General features: G+C 45.0%; 1 pseudogene. It reads right to left on the bottom strand.

The features are described from left to right. Positions 1-520: pseudogene (locus tag R8N49_RS30375) on the bottom strand (ribonuclease E); the annotation flags it as partial.

Here is a 520-nt window from a genome sequence, read left to right as displayed (position 1 = left end):
GACGGTTATCACGGTTTTCACGACCTTCGCGGTTATCGCGTTGGTTGCTACGACGACGGTCGTTGCGATCGCGTTTGTTGCGCTTGTTGTCGCGGTTTGATTTCTTCTCTTCTTGTTTTGGTTCTTCTTTTACTTCTTCAGAACCACCAAATAGGAAGCTACCTAGTGCTTTAAACAAACGGCTGAATAGGCCAGGTTTTGCTTCTTGCTCTACTTCTTTCTTCTTCGCTACCGGCGCAGGTTTAGAAACAGGAGCTGGAGCGGTTTGAGCTGGCGCTGCAAAGCCCTTAAGAACTGGCTCTTCGATTCGCTTAGGTTTGATGTCTGTTTCAGAAGGTTCTTTACCTTCTGCTTCTTTCATTGCTTCCAACTTCTTAGGAAGTAGGTAAGAAATTAAATCAAACTCTTCACCTTCGCGTACGCGAATTACTTCAAAGTGCGGTGTTTCCATGTCTGAGTTAGGAACAACCGTAATTTTCACTTCTTGAATTCGTTCGATATGGTTAACCGAGCGACGTTT

The sequence above is a fragment of the Vibrio sp. 1978 genome (assembly GCF_033344345.1).
This window is presented reverse-complemented; position numbering and strand designations above follow the sequence as displayed.